At 69.0% G+C, this 15,125-nt stretch carries 11 protein-coding genes and 1 tRNA gene; 2 read left to right on the plus strand and 10 right to left on the minus strand.

The window, feature by feature from the left end:
- Positions 1–15 precede the first annotated feature (15 nt).
- The gene (locus AC6F7H_RS13280) at positions 16–1,683 is read left to right on the plus strand and encodes a protein kinase domain-containing protein (protein ID WP_500757223.1); all 1,668 of its coding nucleotides are present in this window, start codon (positions 16–18) and stop codon (positions 1,681–1,683) included.
- On the opposite strand, the gene AC6F7H_RS13285 is transcribed toward AC6F7H_RS13280, so the two are convergent.
- Together AC6F7H_RS13285 and AC6F7H_RS13290 are read right to left on the minus strand one after the other, a co-directional pair.
- Entirely contained in the window at positions 1,670–3,037 is a 1,368-nt protein-coding gene (locus AC6F7H_RS13285) for a hypothetical protein (RefSeq protein WP_500761792.1), read from the minus strand. The genes AC6F7H_RS13280 and AC6F7H_RS13285 overlap by 14 nt on opposite strands.
- Before the next feature lie 222 nt (positions 3,038–3,259).
- Positions 3,260–3,388, minus strand: a complete 129-nt coding sequence (locus tag AC6F7H_RS13290) for a DLW-39 family protein (RefSeq protein WP_003999697.1) — start codon at positions 3,386–3,388, stop codon at positions 3,260–3,262.
- Positions 3,389–3,726: 338 nt separating this feature from the next.
- Between AC6F7H_RS13290 and AC6F7H_RS13295 the strand changes: the two genes are divergently transcribed.
- Positions 3,727–4,095, plus strand: a complete 369-nt coding sequence (locus AC6F7H_RS13295; RefSeq protein WP_500757224.1) for a DUF6344 domain-containing protein — start codon at positions 3,727–3,729, stop codon at positions 4,093–4,095.
- Between the two features lie 377 nt (positions 4,096–4,472).
- Here AC6F7H_RS13295 and AC6F7H_RS13300 read toward each other — a convergent pair.
- From AC6F7H_RS13300 to dnaN, 8 genes are all read right to left on the minus strand, one after another.
- A tRNA-Ile gene (locus AC6F7H_RS13300) sits at positions 4,473–4,546 on the minus strand.
- 121 nt (positions 4,547–4,667) lie between these two features.
- Entirely contained in the window at positions 4,668–5,411 is a 744-nt protein-coding gene (locus AC6F7H_RS13305; RefSeq protein ID WP_500757225.1) for a DUF3566 domain-containing protein, read from the minus strand.
- 18 nt (positions 5,412–5,429) lie between these two features.
- Positions 5,430–8,024 (minus strand): DNA gyrase subunit A, encoded by a 2,595-nt coding sequence (gene gyrA / locus AC6F7H_RS13310; protein ID WP_500757226.1) that lies wholly within the window; start codon positions 8,022–8,024, stop codon positions 5,430–5,432.
- A gap of 42 nt (positions 8,025–8,066) precedes the next feature.
- Entirely contained in the window at positions 8,067–10,127 is a 2,061-nt protein-coding gene (gyrB, locus tag AC6F7H_RS13315; RefSeq protein ID WP_500757227.1) for a DNA topoisomerase (ATP-hydrolyzing) subunit B, read from the minus strand.
- Positions 10,128–10,560: 433 nt separating this feature from the next.
- Positions 10,561–11,115 (minus strand): DciA family protein, encoded by a 555-nt coding sequence (locus AC6F7H_RS13320; RefSeq protein ID WP_500757228.1) that lies wholly within the window; start codon positions 11,113–11,115, stop codon positions 10,561–10,563.
- On the minus strand, positions 11,112–12,233 hold the full coding sequence (gene recF, locus AC6F7H_RS13325) for a DNA replication/repair protein RecF (protein ID WP_500757229.1): 1,122 nt from the start codon (positions 12,231–12,233) through the stop codon (positions 11,112–11,114). The genes AC6F7H_RS13320 and recF overlap by 4 nt, the downstream gene beginning before the upstream one ends.
- A 155-nt stretch (positions 12,234–12,388) precedes the next feature.
- On the minus strand, positions 12,389–13,264 hold the full coding sequence (gnd, locus tag AC6F7H_RS13330) for a phosphogluconate dehydrogenase (NAD(+)-dependent, decarboxylating) (protein ID WP_500757230.1): 876 nt from the start codon (positions 13,262–13,264) through the stop codon (positions 12,389–12,391).
- A 260-nt stretch (positions 13,265–13,524) separates the two neighbouring features.
- Entirely contained in the window at positions 13,525–14,655 is a 1,131-nt protein-coding gene (dnaN, locus tag AC6F7H_RS13335; RefSeq protein ID WP_109376586.1) for a DNA polymerase III subunit beta, read from the minus strand.
- Between the last annotated feature and the right edge of the window lie 470 nt (positions 14,656–15,125).

Raw genomic sequence — 15,125 nt, forward strand, 5'->3', positions numbered from 1 at the left:
GAGCGACGCACAGCCATGGGTGAGGTCTTTGCCGGCCGGTACGAACTGGTCGACCCGATCGGGCGCGGGGGTGTCGGTGCCGTCTGGCGTGCCTGGGACCACCGCCGTCGCCGCTATGTGGCGGCCAAGGTCCTGCTGCAGAGCGACGCCCACTCCCTGCTCCGTTTCGTGCGCGAGCAGGCCCTGCGGATCGACCACCCCCATGTGCTCGCCCCCAGCAGCTGGGCCGCCGACGACGACAAGGTCCTGTTCACCATGGACCTGGTCGCCGGCGGCTCACTGGTCCACCTCATCGGCGACTACGGACCCCTGCCGCCGGCGTTCGTCAGTACCCTGCTCGACCAGCTGCTGGCGGGGCTCACCGCGGTGCACACGGAAGGCGTCGTGCACCGCGACATCAAGCCCGCCAACCTGCTCCTGGAAGCCACCGGTACGGGCAGACCACGTCTGCGGGTGTCCGACTTCGGTATCGCCATGCGGCTCGGTGAACCGCGCCTGACCGAGACCGACCTGGTGGTGGGCACGCCCGGCTATCTCGCGCCGGAGCAGCTGATGGGCTCCGAACCGGACTTCCCCGCGGACCTGTTCGCGGTGGGCCTGGTCGCGCTGTATCTGCTGGAGGGCGCCAAACCGGACGCCAAGGCGCTCATCCAGCACTTCGCCGAGCACGGCACGCCCGGGGCTCCCCAGGGCATCCCCGACCCGCTGTGGCAGGTCGTGGCCACCCTGCTGCAGCCGGACCCGCAGGCCCGGTTCCGTACGGCCGCGGGGGCGCGCAAGGCCCTGGCCGCGGCCAGGGAGCTCCTCCCGGCGCCCGGTCCCGACGACGAGTTGATCGAGATCTTCGACCAGCTCGGCCCGCTCCCCCCAGGTTTCGGCCCCGAAGGCCCGCTGAAGGCGGCTTCGGGCGTGCGCTCGGCCCCGAGCCGTCCGGGAGGGGCGGGACAGCACCCGGAGGGCGGGGAGACGGAGCGCCCGCCCGAGGCCGGAGCGGCAGGCGCTCTGCTCGAGACCTCCGGGCGTGGCGACTACCCCTCCCGTTCCGACCCGGGCCACGGCGGCACCTCCCCCCACGGCGGTGGGACCGGCCGCCCGGTTCCCGCGAGCCGGTCCACCGCGACCGGTGTCGCCGGCACCGGCCCGGCACCGTCCGCCCCGCCGCTACAGCCCTCGATGTCGGACACCGGCAGCTTTCACCTGCCACCGCCCCAGGCCACGGTCACGTCCTCCCCCGCGCCCGCTCGACCGCCCCATGCGCACACCCCACCGAGTCAGGGACAGGGACGGGTACCGGGACAGGTGCACGCCCGGGCACAGTCCCAGCGCCGGACACCGTCCCAGCCTTCTCACGGCGCACAGCAGGTGGCCCACGCCGACCCCGTGTCCCCGCCCGACGGCACTCACCCGCCGCGCTCCCCCCTGTTCCCACCGTCGTTCCCGCCGTCGTTCCCGCCGTCGGCGTATCCCGGCTCCGCGTCGCATCGCGCCGATGCCTCCACTGCCGAGTACACCGCCCGCGTCCCGCAGGTTCCGTCTTCGGACAAGGCGGTTTCACGGCACGGGGCGACCGGTCGGCGACGGCGACGGCACCGCCCCGGCCCTCCCGCACGGGTGGCCGTCCCTCTCCTGCTCCTGGCACTGGCCTGCTATGCCGTGGGGTTCTGGGCCCTCACGCGGATCTGATGCCCGGATCGTCCTGGGAAGCGGTTCTTCGTCGAGCGGCCATCGTCCACACAGCGAGTCCCACCAGCAGTGCGCTGCCGGTTCCGATACCGCCCACCGCGAGCGCCGTCATCGCGGTGTCGTCACCCGTGGACCGGCCCCGAGTCGCCGCCTCGCGGTCCTGCGCGGTGACCGCGAAGATGTCCGCCGGGGCGGACTCCCCCGCGTACTCCGGCCCGTCCTGTGCCGCACCGCTGACCCGCACCCGCAGCGTCAGCGGGACGGGTCCGTCCCCGAAGTCGTCCGCCACCTCCGCCGTGAGGTGTGCGACGAGGTAGTAGGAGCCTGCGAAGCGCATCGCGCCGACCTGGGCGCCGGTGGCATGGCGATTGGCGTACGCGACGTGGGGGAGCGGGGGGAGGCTGCCCGTCTTCTGTCTGCCGTCGTAGCCGACGCCCACGTCCGCGACGTGCCCGCGTACGGGGTTGTAGAGGTCCAGGTCCAGGGCGGCGGGGACGAACCCGGTACCCTCTGAGCTCGAACTGCCCAGTTCGGCGGTGGCGTGGAACTGCCGCCCCCAGTCGACGGGAACCTTGTAGAAGAGCGTTTGGCCGGGCCGGATGTCGTCCCGCCAGACTCCCTCCTTGAGCGGGGTGGCCTCGGCGAAACCACGGCCGCCCGCGCGCCGTTGGGCCTCCCCGGTGACGGGCCGGGGCGAGGCGGAGTTCCACTCCTCGGGCGCGGCCGTCGCTCCGGCCCGCTCCAGCCGCGGTTCCGACGCGGTGGTGAGTTCCAGCTCCCAGGCGTCGGGGGAGGCGCCCTTTCCGTCCGGATCGGCGCGTTCGACGGTCACGTAGTACGTACCGGCGTCCTGGCAGAGGGATTTCCTGGGGGAGATCTCGCGCACGGCCGACGCGGCGACCGGGTGCGGGCTGGCGGCGGCACCGAAGGTCGCGGTGTCCACGTCACAGGAGCGGCCGTCCGCGTCCTGCACGGACACCTTGACGCCGTCGATGACGGCGGCGCTGCCACGGCCCGGGGGGACGGCGGTGGCGGAGACGTAGACGTTCGAGCCGGCGTCGAGTTCCAGGCGGTAGTGGATCCTGCCGCTCTCCGGAAGAGTGCTCCGGTAGGTCCGACCGGCTTCCAGCCGTACGGCGTCGGCGGTGCTCCCCGCCCCGTCGATCCGTTGCGCGCCCTCGGTGAAGGCATACCCCTCAGAGGCTCCAGGAGCCCCGGAAGCAGCGCGGAAGGCCTCGGGGGCCCCGGCGTTCCCAAAAGCCCGGGAAACCGTCTCGGCGGCCCCGGCGGCGACCGCCTCCGGCCACGCGGACACACCCGGCGCCCCCAGCAGCATCACCGACGCGAGCGTCACCACACTCGCGCGCAGGGCAGCCGGCGCCCGACCACGCCCCGCCCGGGCGCGCCGCCCCCACGCCATACACCGCCGTCCCCTCACGCGCCACCCCTCGTCGTCGCCCGGACGTCGCACCGCCCCATCCTGCCCCGCGGACAAGGCCCGTCAACAAGGCCCCACGACACACAAAACCCCGACCGCGAGCGCGGCCGGGGTCTGTTCAGCGTCGTATGTCGGTACTCACGAACCCGTGGGCACGGAGTCAGTCGCCTCCGTCCACAGATCCTGCTCGGCGCGATCCGCCTGGATCTGGCGGTACACGAGGAGCCCGCCGATGGCGGCCAGTGCGACCAGGAGAAGCTTCTTCACCGCGCGACCTCGTCTTTCTTGACGTAGGGGACCTCTGGCGCCCGACTATACACACCGACCGATACCGATCAGTGACCTGTGTCGGCCGTGCAACTCCCCATCTTTACTGTGCAGTAGGAGCGGAGCACACCGACCTGTGCCAGAGGGTGACCGCACTCACACAGTCGGTGAATTTGACCGCATCCCTCCGCACTCTTTCACTTTTCTCCCCTCTTGCGACCATCCGGGTGGTGTTCATCTGAACATCGACGCGCCACGGACGTCGGTCCACCACTTCGCGGCCCACATACACATGATGAGGAAAGTACGCAAATCGCCCGACCCGAAAGTGAGGGGCCATGGCCCGGAACAAGGTCATGAAGCTGTGGACCGCCATCGTCACCGCCTTCCTCGCGCTGTGCACGGCGCTCGGACTCATCACCACGACCGCCTCCGCCGCGGCGGTATCCCAGACCGAGACGACCCGCAACAGCAAGAGCGCCCCGGACGTGACGACGCCGACCGCGTCCGTCCGGCCCTGGTCCCATACGAGGGCCCTGCCCCCCACGATGAAACAGCGCATCCGCGCGGAGGCCCACGGAGGATCCCCCAGGTGCCGCCATCGCCCGCTCGCGAACCCGGCCCCTGACCCGGCCTCCACCCCCTGCTCCGACGACACCACATCCCCCGCGGCGCCCCGCACCGGCCACCTCCCGCTCCAGCGCTGAGCCTCCGGGCCCATGGAGGCCCGCTGCCCCATCACACCCCACCCGTGCCGTCTCCGGCTCCCCCGAAGTCCCGGCGAACTCGCGTACAGCCCCGACGGCACGCGAAAGGCCCGGTTGCCCGGCAACGGGCAACCGGGCCTTCCCCATGCCCTCACCACCGAACACGTCAGGGCCCGGCCGCCACCGCACCCCGCCCCACCGGCGAACGGGATCGGAGGAAGCGGAACCCCACCCCTCCCACACCAGCGCTCACACCCCGCGCAAGGGCATGGAGCAGACCGGGTGGGACGAGGTGAGGGCCGGCAGGCCGAGGCGAAGCAGGCCGAGGCGGACGCAAAAGACCCCCGGCCGCAATGGCCGAGGGTCTCATGACGATGTGGGGCTAACAGGATTTGAACCTGTGGCCTCATCCTTATCAGGGATGCGCTCTAACCAACTGAGCTATAGCCCCGCCGCGCTCTGCGGTATGTGTTCCGCGCGCTGACTCCTGAAGATTAGCGCACGACCCGGGCAGTCCCAAAATCGGTTGCCGGGGGACCGTCAGAGCAGGCCGGGAAGCCGCCGGGCGCCGCTCACTCGTCCTCGGCCAGCGTGAGCTCGACACCGCCCACGAAGCCTGCGGAGAGGTTGTAGATGAACGCGCCGAGGGTCGCCAGAGCCGTTGCCAGGACGACGTCAATGACCGCGATGATCGTCGTGAACAACAGCACGTTGGGCAGCGACAGGAACGACTGGAGGTCGAAGCCGTTCGACTCGTTGGAGCCCGTCGCCTCGGAGATCGTGCCGCCGACCGTCGAGAAGACGCCCATCGCGTCCATGACCATCCACAGCACCGCGGACGCGACGATCGTGCAGATGCCCAGGGCGATGGAGAGCAGGAAGCTGACCTTCATCACCGACCAGGGGTCGGCCCTGGCCACCCGCAGGCGCGCCTTGCGCACGCGCGGTGTGGTGCGCGCCCCGGTGCGCGGGCGGCGTACCGCGCCGCCCGGACCCTCTGCCGTACCGGCCTGCGCCTGGTAGGCCTGCGGCGGGTGGTAAGGCCCCGCCTGCTGCTGCTGCCGTTCCCCCGGCAGCGGTGAGGTCGTATGAGCAGCGGCGCCCTGTCCGGGCGTGCTCTGCTGATGACCTCGGGTGTCCGTCACAGTCCCCCCCTGGGATCCATGTCTGTCGGACGAAGGCGAGTCCTTGCCGGGCGACTTGATCGCTTTCAGGTTGGTCGTGTGCGGATCTGTCGCCCGCGTGGCAGAGCCACGGCCACCGCCGTCCGTGCCCGTATTGGTACCGGTCGGCCCGGTGCCCGTGGCTCCGCTCACGCTGACTCACTCCTCGTGCTACTCGGCCGAGGGCGCCTCACCCTCGTCCGTGCCGGTGGTCACGGCACCTTCGTCGGTCTCGTCCACGGCCACGTCGCCGTCGACTTCCTCCGCCTCGCGTCCCGCCTCGGCGTTACGCGCGATGCCGACCACGGCATCGCGCTTGCCCAGATTGATCAGTTGGACGCCCATGGTGTCACGGCCCGTCTCCCTGACTCCGCTGACCCGCGTGCGAATCACACCGCCCGACAGCGTGATGGCGAGGATCTCGTCGGTCTCCTCGACCACCAGCGCGCCGACGAGGGTCCCACGATCCTCGACGATCTTGGCGGCCTTGATGCCGAGGCCGCCGCGACCCTGGACGCGGTACTCGTCGACAGCGGTCCGCTTCGCGTACCCGCCGTCTGTGGCAGTGAACACGAACGTACCGGGTCGAACAACATTCATCGAGAGCAGCTCGTCCCCTTCGCGGAAACTCATGCCCTTTACACCCGAGGTCGCACGGCCCATGGGCCGCAAAGTCTCGTCCGTCGCGGTGAACCTGATCGACTGTGCCTTCTTGCTGATCAGTAGTAGATCATCATCTGCCGAGACGAGTTCAGCCCCGATCAGTTCGTCGTCGGAACCGTCCTCCTGCTCCCGCAAGTTGATCGCGATCACACCACCCGAGCGGGGTGAATCGTAATCCTTCAGCGACGTCTTCTTGACCAGGCCCGCCTTGGTGGCCAGAACCAGGTAGGGCGCCGCCTCGTAGTCGCGGATCGCGAGGATCTCGGCGATCGACTCGTCCGGCTGGAAGGCCAGCAGGTTGGCCACGTGCTGGCCGCGTGCGTCCCGGCCGGCGTCGGGCAGCTCGTACGCCTTCGCCCGGTAGACCCGGCCCTTGTTGGTGAAGAACAGCAGCCAGTGGTGCGTGGTGGACACGAAGAAGTGGTTGACGATGTCGTCTTCCTTGAGCTTCGCTCCGCGTACGCCCTTGCCGCCGCGCTTCTGGGCCCGGTAGTCGTCGGTCCTGGTGCGCTTGATGTAGCCGCCGCGCGTGACCGTGACGACGATGTCCTCCTCGGCGATCAGGTCCTCGATGGACATGTCGCCCTCATAGGGCACCAGCTTGGTCTTGCGGTCGTCACCGTACTTCTCGACGAGCGCGGTCAGCTCCGCGCTGACGATCCCCCGCTGACGGATCGGGGAGGCGAGGATCTCGTTGTACTCGTTGATCTTCGCCTGGAGTTCGTCGTGCTCCTGGACGATCTTCTGACGCTCCAGTGCCGCCAGCCGGCGGAGCTGCATCTCCAGGATCGCGTTGGCCTGGATCTCGTCGATCGCCAGGAGGTCCATCAGGCCCCCGCGCGCGATCTCGACGGTGTCGCTGCGCCGGATCAGCGCGATGACCTCGTCGATGGCGTCCAGGGCCTTCAGCAGGCCGCGCAGGATGTGCGCGCGTTCCTCGGCCTTGCGCAGCCGGAACCGCGTACGGCGGACGATGACCTCGATCTGGTGGTTCACCCAGTGGCGGATGAACGCGTCCAGGGAGAGCGTGCGCGGGACACCATCGACCAGCGCCAGCATGTTGGCACCGAAGTTGGTCTGCAGCTCGGTGTGCTTGTAGAGGTTGTTCAGGACGACCTTGGCGACCGCGTCCCGCTTGAGCACGATGACCAGGCGCTGCCCGGTACGGGACGACGTCTCGTCACGGACGTCCGCGATGCCGCCGATCTTGCCGTCCTTCACCAGATCGGCGATCTTCTGCGCGAGGTTGTCGGGGTTGGTCTGGTAGGGCAGCTCCGTGACCACCAGGCACTGGCGGTTCTGGATCTCCTCGACCTCGACCACCGCGCGCATGGTGATCGAGCCACGGCCCGTCCGGTACGCCTCCTCGATGCCCTTGCGCCCCACCACCAGGGCGCCGGTCGGGAAGTCGGGGCCCTTGATGCGCTCGATGAGCGCGTCGAGCAGCTCCTCGTTCGAGGCCTCGTGGTTCTCCAGGTACCACTGGGCACCGGCGGCGACCTCACGCAGGTTGTGCGGCGGGATGTTGGTCGCCATACCGACCGCGATACCGGCCGATCCGTTGATCAGCAGGTTCGGGAAGCGTGCGGGCAGGACGGTCGGCTCCTGCGAGCGGCCGTCGTAGTTGTCCTTGAAATCGACGGTCTCCTCGTCGATGTCGCGGACCATCTCCATCGACAGCTGCGCCATCTTGCACTCGGTGTACCGCATGGCCGCCGCAGGGTCGTTGCCCGGGGAGCCGAAGTTGCCGTTGGAGTCCACCAGCGGCATCCGCATCGACCACGGCTGCGCGAGGCGGACCAGCGCGTCGTAGATCGAGGAGTCGCCGTGCGGGTGGTAGTTGCCCATGACGTCGCCGACGACGCGCGCGCACTTGTAGAAGCCGCGCTCGGGGCGGTAGCCGCCGTCGTACATGGCGTACAGCACGCGGCGGTGGACGGGCTTGAGCCCGTCACGGACGTCCGGCAGCGCACGCGAGACGATGACGGACATCGCGTAGTCGAGGTACGAGCGCTGCATCTCCGTCTCGAGCCCGACGGGCTCGACGCGGAGGCCGATCTGGCCGTCCTCTTCAGGCGTGACGGGAGTGTTCTCGTCGGTCATTGCTGGTGAAGATCCTTCCTGGTGCGGTCAGCTGAGACCGACTCAGATGTCGAGGAAGCGGACGTCCTTGGCGTTGCGCTGGATGAACGCGCGGCGGGCCTCGACGTCCTCGCCCATGAGGACCGAGAACAGGTCGTCGGCCTGGGCGGCGTCGTCGAGGGTGACCTGGCCGAGGACGCGGTGCTCCTGGTCCATCGTGGTGACGCGCAGCTCCTCGGCGTTCATCTCGCCGAGGCCCTTGAAACGCTGGACGGAGTCCTCGCGGATGCGCTTGCCGGCCTGGCGGCCCATCTCGATCAGCGCGTCGCGCTCGCGGTCGGAGTACGCGTACTCGAAGTCCTCCCGGCCCCACTTGATCTTGTAGAGCGGGGGACGGGAGAGGTACACGTGCCCCGCCTCGACCAGCGGCCGCATGAACCGGAACAGGAACGTCAGCAGCAGGGTGTTGATGTGCTGGCCGTCGACGTCGGCGTCCGCCATCAGGATGATCTTGTGATAGCGGAGCTTCTCGATGTCGAAGTCCTCGTGCACACCGGTGCCGAACGCGGAGATCATCGCCTGGATCTCCTGGTTCTGCAGGATCCGGTCGATGCGCGCCTTCTCGACGTTGAGGATCTTGCCCCGGATCGGGAGGATCGCCTGGTACTGCGGGTTCCGGCCGGACTTGGCCGAGCCGCCGGCGGAGTCACCCTCGACGATGAAGATCTCGCACTTGGTGGGGTCGTTCGACTGGCAGTCGGAGAGCTTGCCCGGCAGGGACGCCGACTCCAGCAGGCCCTTGCGGCGGGTCAGGTCGCGGGCCTTGCGGGCCGCCACTCGCGCGGTGGCCGCCGCGATGCCCTTGCGGACGATGTCCGCGGCCTCGTTGGGGTTGCGGTCCAGCCAGTCGTTGAGGTGTTCGTAGACGACCTTCTGGACGAAGGTCTTCACCTCGGTGTTGCCCAGCTTGGTCTTGGTCTGGCCCTCGAACTGGGGCTCGCTCAGCTTGACCGAGATGATCGCGGTCAGTCCCTCGCGGATGTCGTCACCCGTGAGGTTGTCGTCCTTCTCGCGCAGCAGCCTCTTCTCGCGCGCGTACTTGTTCACCAGGTTGGTGAGCGCCGCGCGGAAGCCCTCCTCGTGCGTACCGCCCTCGTGGGTGTGGATGATGTTGGCGAAGGAGTACACGCCCTCCGTGTAGCCGCCGTTCCACTGCATGGCGACCTCGAGGGACAGGAGCTTGTCCCGGTCCTCGGCCTCGAGGTCGATCACGGTGGGGTGCACCGGATCCCCCTTGCGGGAGTTGAGGTACTTCACGAAGTCGACGATGCCGCCCTCGTAGTGGTACGAGACGCTCTTGACCTCGTGCTTCTCGTCCTCACCCGCCTCGTCCGCTCCGGCGGTGGCCTTCGCCGACTCGCGCTCGTCGACGAGGTTGATCCGCAGGCCCTTGTTGAGGAACGCCATCTCCTGGAAACGCCGGGAGAGCGTCTCGAAGGAGTAGTCGGTGGTCTCGAAGATGTCCGGGTCGGCCCAGAAGGTGACCGTCGTCCCGGTCTCCTCCACCTCCTCGTGCCGGACCAGCGGGGCCGTGGGGACGCCCATCTTGTAGTCCTGCGTCCAGCGGTGGCCGTCACGCTTGATCTCGACGGAGACCCTGCTCGACAGGGCGTTCACCACGGACACACCGACGCCGTGCAGACCGCCGGAGACCGCGTAGCCGCCGCCGCCGAACTTGCCGCCCGCGTGCAGCACGGTCAGCACGACCTCGACGGCCGGCTTGTTCTCCGAGGGAACGATGTCCACCGGAATGCCTCGGCCGTTGTCGACGACCCGGACGCCGCCGTCGGCCAGGATCGTCACATCGATCGTGTCCGCGTGCCCGGCCAGCGCCTCGTCGACGGAGTTGTCGACGACCTCCTGCACCAGGTGGTGCAGGCCTCGTTCACCGGTCGAACCGATGTACATACCGGGTCGCTTGCGGACCGCGTCCAGACCCTCGAGGACGGTGATGGCACTGGCGTCGTACGAGGCGGTGACCTCGCTGTCGAGGGCGGTCGCCTCGCTGTTCACGCCGGTGTCGGTGGACGGGATGTTCTCGTTGGGGTTGCCGGAATCGGCCACGAAGCGCCCTTTCTGGCACACCACGAGCCAGGCTCGGCGGCGGGTTGCCGGAGCGGCTGCGGCATGTTGCGTTGGTAAGCCTTGATCAGCGTTGCTCAGCTTTTCCCGGGCGGTCCCCACGGTCGGGGCGGGATTGCCTCCAGTCTACCGGTAGCTCTGACATTGATGGGGGTTTGCCGGTGCCTGAGTCCGCATGTGCCGCCCTCAACCGGTCTCGTCCGACTCCCGGTATGCGGATGGGGGCTCCAAGGGGCTCACGAGGGCACCCAGCGCTTCCGACCGTCAACCCTTGGCTACTTAGGAGTCAGGTGGCGATTCTGCACCCCGTCCGGCCGTACGACGAAAGGGGCATCGGTGGACCGAACGCACTCCCGAGAAGCCTCGGTGTGACGTCGATCACCTTTTCGTGGACGGCCCGGAACAGGGCTCCGGGTCACCCGTATGTGTCCCCGGGACCGGTGCTCCCGGGAGCACGCAGGGGGCCGTAGCGGCGGGCGGGGCCACCCGGTCCATTGACCTTGATCAGCTTCACCGTGCCGTGGCCCAGGTCCTCGTTCAGCCGGGCGACCAGGGTCGGGGCGAGCAGCCGCAGGTTCGTCGCCCAGGCCGTGGAGTCGCAGCGCACGAACAGCACTCGCTCGTCCTCGTCGTAGCGCTCCGGTTCACAGTGCTTGGCCACGTCCTCACCGACGATCTCGGGCCAGCGCCCCATCACACCGCCCACCGCGGCCGGGGCCTCCCAGCCACGCTCGGTGAGCAGCCGGTTGATCGCCGCACCGAGCGCCATGGGATCGCGCCGGTCGCCGCGCGCGCCGGAGCGCAGGCCACCGCGCCGTGCCTGCTTCTTCTGCTGCGCCACATCCCCACGCGCGCGTGCCGCCTCCTTGGCCGCGCGCAACGCCACGCGTGCCAGGTCGACGCCCGAGGGCTCAGGAGCCGCCCCGGGCATCCCCGTAGGGGGGCCGTCGGGCCGGCCGGGCTCGCTCATACCCGCCGCACCGTCCCCTCGGCCACGACGAACCGCGTCCCCGACAGCGCATGGGGAACGTCGTCGTCGACGGCCGCGGTCACCAGGACCTGCTCCCCTGGCGCGACGAGCTCGGCGAGGCGCTCGCGGCGGCGTGCGTCCAGCTCGGCGAAGACGTCGTCGAGCACCAGCACCGGCTCGTTGCCCTCGGCACGCAGCAGGTCGTAGGAGGCCAGGCGCAGTGCCAGGGCGTAGGACCAGGACTCGCCGTGGGAGGCGTAGCCCTTGGCGGGCAGCTGACCGAGCTTGAGCAGCAGATCGTCCCGGTGCGGGCCGACCAGGGTGACGCCCCGGTCGACCTCCTGCTTGCGCGCCTCGACGAGAGCCGCCGACAACTGCTCGAACAGGTCCTCGCGTGTGTGCGCCTCACCGGGCGCCGACGGTTTGTACTCCAGGGCGACGGGCCCGCCGCCCGGCGCGAGCTGTTCGTACGCCTTGTCGGCGAGTGGCTGGATCGCGGCGATCAGATCCAGACGCTGAGCCAGCAGTTCGGCACCCGCACGGGCGAGATGCTGGTCCCAGACGTCGAGGGTGGACAGATCCATGGTGCGCCCGCCGTGCCGGCGGGCCAGCGCGGCCGTCTTCAGCAGCGTGTTGCGCTGCTTGAGGACCCGGTCGTAATCGGAACGGACACCCGCCATGCGTGGGGAACGGGCCGTGATCAGATCGTCCAGGAAGCGGCGCCGCTCGCCGGGATCACCCTTCACGAGGGCGAGATCCTCGGGTGCGAACAGCACGGTGCGGACGATCCCCAGCACGTCCCGGGGCCTGACCTGCGAGGATCTGTTGATACGGGCGCGATTGGCACGGCCCGGGTTCAGCTCGAGTTCGACGAGCTGCTGCCGCTCGCCCTGCCGGACCTGGGCCCGGATGATCGCGCGATCGGCGCCCATACGAACCAGCGGGGCGTCGGAGGAGACACGGTGGCTGCCGAGTGTGGCGAGATAGCCGACCGCCTCGACGAGATTCGTCTTGCCCTGCCCGTTGGGGCCGACGAAGGCCGTCACCCCCGGGTCGAGCGGGACCTCGACCCGGGGGTAGGAACGAAAATCGGCCAGCGACAGATGCGTGACGTGCATGGTCGTGCGCCGACCTCCCCGACGTTGTGGACCGTCGTACGGTCCTGCGGACGGACAGCCAGGGGGATGCCCTGTGACTGCTTCTACGGCTGTGCTCTGGCCACTCCTGGCCGCTCTGTGGTCTGTGGATTACTTCTTCGGGCCAGCTCTTCGGACTACTTCTTCTCGACCGCGTGACCGCCGAACTGGTTGCGCAGCGCTGCGATCATCTTCATCTGCGGCGAGTCCTCCTGACGGGAGGCGAACCGCGCGAACAACGACGCGGTGATCGCCGGCAGCGGGACCGCGTGGTCGATCGCGGCCTCCACAGTCCAGCGTCCCTCACCGGAGTCCTGTGCATAACCCCGGAGGTTGTCCAGGTGCTCGTCCTCGTGAAGCGCGTTCACCGCGAGATCGAGGAGCCAGGAGCGGATGACGGTGCCCTCCTGCCAGGAACGGAAGACCTCCCGGACGTCGGTCACCGAGTCGACCTTCTCCAGGAGCTCCCAGCCCTCGGCATAGGCCTGCATCATCGCGTATTCGATGCCGTTGTGGACCATCTTGGCGAAGTGGCCCGCGCCGACCTTGCCCGCGTGCACCGAACCGAAGTCGCCCTCCGGCTTGAGGGCGTCGAAGACCGGCTGCACCTTGGCGACGTTCTCCTTGTCGCCGCCGTACATCAGCGCGTAGCCGTTCTCCAGGCCCCAGACGCCGCCGGAGACACCGCAGTCGACGAAACCTATGCCCTTGGCCGCCAGTTCCTCGGCGTGCTTCTCGTCTTCCGTCCAGCGGGAGTTGCCGCCGTCCACGACGACATCGCCGGGCTGGAGCAGCTCGGCGAGCTCATCGATGGTCGACTGCGTCGCCTGGCCGGCCGGGACCATCACCCAGACCACACGCGGGCCCTCGAGCTTGCCCACAAGTTCTTCCAGGCTGTGGACATCGGCGAGGTCCGGGTTGCGGTCGTATCCGACGACGGTGTGGCCCGCGCGGCGGATCCGCTCACGCATGTTGCCGCCCATCTTGCCGAGGCCGACGAGACCGAGCTCCATCAGTTGTGTTCCTTAGGTTGCGACGTGGCATGGCGGCACGGGCGTGCCGCGGCACTTACGTACCGACACGACCCTAAACCCGGGCGCTCACGCACATCTGTGGGCATACGCGCTCATGCGCACGCCCTCACCTGCGGCTTCGCTCACGGCCACTTCCGGGTCCGGCTCTGACCGGTATCCACGATCCGGTGTCCACCGGGCCCGGAAGGACTGTGCACAACTGTGGACTGCCGGGGGCAGCCGCGGCCAGGTGGTGCGGGTCAGCCGCTGAGCCGCACCGGCATGATCAGGTACTTGTAGGCGTCGTCCGCCTCCGCGTCCACCGCAGGCCTGCCGCTGAGCAGCGCGGGCTTGGTGGACGTGGTGAACGACAGCTGCGCCACCGGGGAGTCGATGGCGCTCAGGCCGTCCAGCAGGAACGTCGGGTTGAAGGCGATCGAGATGTCATCGCCCTCCAGCTGGGCGTCGACCCTTTCCACAGCCTGTGCGTCGTCGCTGGAGCCGGCCTCCAGGATGAGCACACCCTGTTCGAAGCTGAGCCGCACCGGGGTGTTGCGCTCGGCGACCAGGGCCACGCGCTTGACGGCCTCCACGAAGGGGGCGGTCTCGATGACGGCGACGCTGTTGAACTCGGTCGGGAACAGCGTGCGGTACTTCGGGAGGTCGCCTTCCAGCAGCCGCGTTGTGGTGCGGCGGCCCGCTCCTTCGAAGCCGATCAGACCCTCGCCCGCGCCCGAGCCGGACAGCGCGAGGATCACCTGGTCGCCGCTGGTCAGCGCCTTGGCGGTGTCCAGGAGCGTCTTCGCGGGCACCAGGGCGACCGCCGAGGCCTCCGGGTCCTCCGGCTTCCACAGGAACTCGCGGACCGCGAAGCGGTAGCGGTCGGTGGAGGCCAGCGTCACTGTGTCGCCCTCGATCTCGATGCGGACACCGGTCAGGACGGGCAGGGTGTCGTCCCGGCCGGCCGCGATGGCGACCTGCTGCACGGCGGACGCGAAGACCTCACCGGGGACCGTGCCCGTCGCGTTCGGCATCTGGGGCAGGGCCGGGTACTCCTCCACCGGCAGGGTGTGGAGCGTGAACCGCGAGGAACCGCACACCACCGTCGCCCGTACACCGTCTGTGGAGATCTCCACCGGCCGGTTGGGGAGCGCGCGGGAGATGTCGGCGAGCAGACGGCCCGAGACCAGGACGGTGCCCTCCTCTTCGACCTCCGCCTCCACCGAGACCCGTGCGGAGACCTCGTAGTCGAAGCTGGACAGGCTCAGCTGCCCCTCCTCGGCCTTCAGCAGCAAGCCGGCGAGGACCGGCGCCGGCGGACGGGCCGGGAGGCTGCGCGCAGCCCAGGCCACTGCCTCCGCGAGTACGTCGCGTTCCACCCGGATCTTCACCGTAAGCCGCCTCCTGCTGTTGCCGGCGTTCTCACGCCCTGCTTCGCCTTCGTCGTCTGCCTCGGTGTCATCGGCCTCTGTGAGGGAAGGACACCGGAGACCAGTCTGACGCACCGCACTGACAGTAGGCGCCCCTCGGGGTCAAGTCGTGACGAGCGGCAGTCGGCGTCGAACCGGTGAGTTGTGCACAGGACCCTCTTCGAAACGGATTCCTCACTCTCTCTAGTTGGGAGTAGTAGTAGGGCCTGTGGATACCGTGGATAACCTTGTTTTCCCAGCTCAGAGCCAAGATTTTGTCCACCGGGCCTGTGGGTGGAGGCGGTGGACAACTCGGGGTTTCTGTGGAGAACAAAAAGTTCTGCACACTCCGTGCACAGGGAGGGGCGAGTTCTCCCCAGCTCCGTCCCCAGGTTTGCCGGTCTTTCCCACAGGCGGCCTCGGCACCTTGCTGTGACGCCTTTCACTCGACC

This window comes from Streptomyces sp. MMS24-W38, from assembly GCF_059889265.1.

Bases quoted from the DNA above. Each gene is read 5' to 3' on its own strand.
- AC6F7H_RS13320 (WP_500757228.1), bottom strand. From the start codon at position 11,115: ATGAGCGAGCCCGGCCGGCCCGACGGCCCCCCTACGGGGATGCCCGGG.
- gnd (WP_500757230.1), bottom strand. From the start codon at position 13,264: ATGGAGCTCGGTCTCGTCGGCCTCGGCAAGATGGGCGGCAACATGCGT.
- AC6F7H_RS13295 (WP_500757224.1), top strand. From the start codon at position 3,727: ATGGCCCGGAACAAGGTCATGAAGCTGTGGACCGCCATCGTCACCGCC.
- recF (WP_500757229.1), bottom strand. From the start codon at position 12,233: ATGCACGTCACGCATCTGTCGCTGGCCGATTTTCGTTCCTACCCCCGG.
- AC6F7H_RS13280 (WP_500757223.1), top strand. From the start codon at position 16: ATGGGTGAGGTCTTTGCCGGCCGGTACGAACTGGTCGACCCGATCGGG.
- gyrA (WP_500757226.1), bottom strand. From the start codon at position 8,024: ATGACCGACGAGAACACTCCCGTCACGCCTGAAGAGGACGGCCAGATC.